This is a genomic window from Campylobacter sp., assembly GCF_030528245.1.
Lineage (GTDB): Bacteria > Campylobacterota > Campylobacteria > Campylobacterales > Campylobacteraceae > Campylobacter_D.
This window is the reverse complement of the sequence record NZ_JAUMZG010000059.1, coordinates 1-2659: the sequence shown is the minus strand read 5'-3', so window position 1 is coordinate 2659 and position 2659 is coordinate 1. Positions and strand designations below refer to the sequence as shown.

The 2659-nt window shown below is 44.6% G+C and carries 1 protein-coding gene and 1 pseudogene; both read left to right on the top strand.

Going from position 1 to position 2659, the window contains the following annotated elements:
* A pseudogene (locus Q4A73_RS07290) lies at positions 1–710 on the top strand (hypothetical protein); the annotation flags it as partial.
* Positions 688–2592, top strand: a complete 1905-nt coding sequence (locus Q4A73_RS07285; protein WP_303206791.1) for a motility associated factor glycosyltransferase family protein — start codon at positions 688–690, stop codon at positions 2590–2592. The pseudogene Q4A73_RS07290 and the gene Q4A73_RS07285, both read left to right, overlap by 23 nt.
* The last annotated feature ends 67 nt before the right edge of the window (positions 2593–2659 follow it).

Sequence of the window (2659 nt, the reverse complement as noted above, 5' to 3'; positions counted from 1 at the left end):
TTCGCGATTTTTTAGAAAAAGTCATTTTAATGGACGGGGGCGCGCATCAAATTTATAACGCCACAGAGGGCGGCGCGCGCATAAAGGGCACGGTAGAAAAGCCCTTTAGCGAGTGCTGCGCGGAATTTTTACACGAAAAGAAGCCTCACTTCATCACGCCTCCTGTCTTAAGCGAAGCAAAGCGTTTAGAATACACGCTAAAAGCCTATGCAAAACTAGCCTTGAGTGCGAAAAAATGCGAGGAATTGGAGGGCTTTTTGAAGGAAAAGCAGGACAGATTGGAGCTCATTTTGGCCGAGTGCATGGATGAGAATCTGCAAAATTTGCAAGAGGGCGTCGATACTTTGGTGGATTTGGTGGATTTGGTGGATTATGACTTGGCTGAAATTTTACAGCCCTTAATCATACAATTTAGACTTGGCATTGCAAAATACATCAGCATAGTCCCCAAAAATCCGCAGGAAAATTTAGAAAAAAACTTAGCCTTATTTAAGGAGCATCTGTGGTATATACAGATCTTGGTGGCGCATTTGAGAGCGAAGCAGGAGGCTTTGGAGGCTGGTTTGGATGGGCTTTTGGACCTGAGTGGGGAGGAGGGGGCTGGGACCTTGGCGAAATTTAGGGCAAATCTTTCGCGGCGGGAGAATTTGTGCTTTTGCTTTCATAATTTTGCTTTGAGGAGAGAGTATGCAAAAAACCAAAATCTTTGATAAAAATTTAGAAGCCCTAAAAGCGGCGGGAATCCACCAAAACCTCTACAAAAAACTCAAAAAATTCAAGCAAAATAAAAAATACGATGTCATCTTGAATAAAGACCCTTTGGATGTGAATATCATGGAGATCAAAACGCGCCGAAAGCTTTATGAAAGCCCTAAAAAAGAGCTTGAGGATAAGATTGAATTCATAAAGAAAAACAAGGCGAAGTATCCGATTTTGTTTTTTTACGGCGTGGGGAATGGCTTTTTGTATAAGGCCCTGCTGCAAAATGAAAACTATAAAAAAATTGTCGTTTTTGAAAAGGATGCCGAGCTGCTTTTTATCGTTTTGAATTTGGTGGATTTGAGCAAGGACTTGAACGACAACAGACTCTATCTCATCCTCAACAAAGAGATGAATTTTGGCACGGCGATAAGCTTTTTTTATAATCTGGGGGATTTTTCCCTCTTTTACCGCACCTATTTTTTGGAAATTCATTGTGATTATTACGAGAGGCAAAAAAAGGACATTTTAAACATCAACGGCTTCAATCACGCCGCCATTTTAGACCTCACGCTAAGAAAGGGCAACGACCCCGCAGATGCCGCGCAAGGGGTGGATCAGCTCATACAAAATTTACCCAAGATGCTGACGCGTTACAGTCTGAATGAGCTCATAGAAAAAAGGGCTAAAAAAGCTCAAACCGCCATCATCGTAGCCACAGGCCCCAGCCTCAACAAACAGCTACCCCTGCTTAAAAAACACGCCCAAAAGGCTAGCATTTTTTGTCTGGATGCGAGCTATCCCATCCTCGCCAAAGAGGGCATCAAGCCCGATTATGTGCTTTCGCTAGAGCGGGTGGTGAAGACGAGTGAGTTTTTTGATAATGACTTTGGGGATTTTGACAAAAACATCCTGTTCATTTTCCTAGCCCTCACGCATCCTAAAACCATAGAATTCATAGAGCGCAACAAAAGAAACTACATGCTCATCCCTCGCTACCTGCCCCTAGCTTATAGCTTGAAGCTCAGTGAATTTGGCTTTGGGAATGGATTTAGCGTCACGCATCTAGCCTACAGCCTCGCGCTATCTTTGGGGCATAAAAATGTTATTTTGATCGGCCAAGACTTAGCCTTTGGTAAGAACGGCGAAACGCATTCTAAAGACTATCCGCGCGGGCTTAATCAGGCCAAGCAAGAAGTCGGCCCGGCCTTTAAAGAGGTCGAGGCCTACGGCGGGGAGGGCAAGGTGCAAACGACGCACATTTGGGACATTTTTAGGACCTTCTACGAGCAGATGATTTCTTTTTCCAAAAATGAAGCGACCGTTTATAACGCCACGGAGGGCGGCGCGCGGATAAAAGGCACGATAGAAAAGCCCTTTGCGGAGTGCTGTGCGGAGCTTTTGGATAAAAATTTAAGAAGGCCCCTGCCTAGGCTTAAAATTTTTCCGCGAGAAAGACAAAACGAGCTCATGCTCTCAAGCTACCAAAAACTCAAGTCCTTCATGAGCCTCAGCGACAGCCTGGGAAAGGAGTGCCGCCGCCTCTCCAATCAAATCAAATCCATCACGCAAAATAAAAAAAATCGCAAGCATTCCCTAGAAGACATTTGCAAAAATATCGATAAATTCAGAGCGAAAATCAATCAGGGCAGGTATTATTATCTGGCCGAAATTCTAGGCCCCAGCACCTTCCACGCCGAAAGCCTCCTAGCCCCGCTTTACCTGCAGGATGTCAAAAACGAATCGGACAAGCAAAACAAGCTTTTGTCGTGGATTTACGCTAACGAAGCGTGGATCGATGAAATTCACAATCTCATCTACCTACAAAATGGCATCATCAAAAGGGCAATTGTGCCCTTAAGAGAGCTTTTAGAAAAGAGAAAGATTTTGTAAGCGCCCCAAGCGGGGACAATTCCCCGCAGGGTTAAGCCCTCATCAAGAGACAAATCTCACCCGCAGC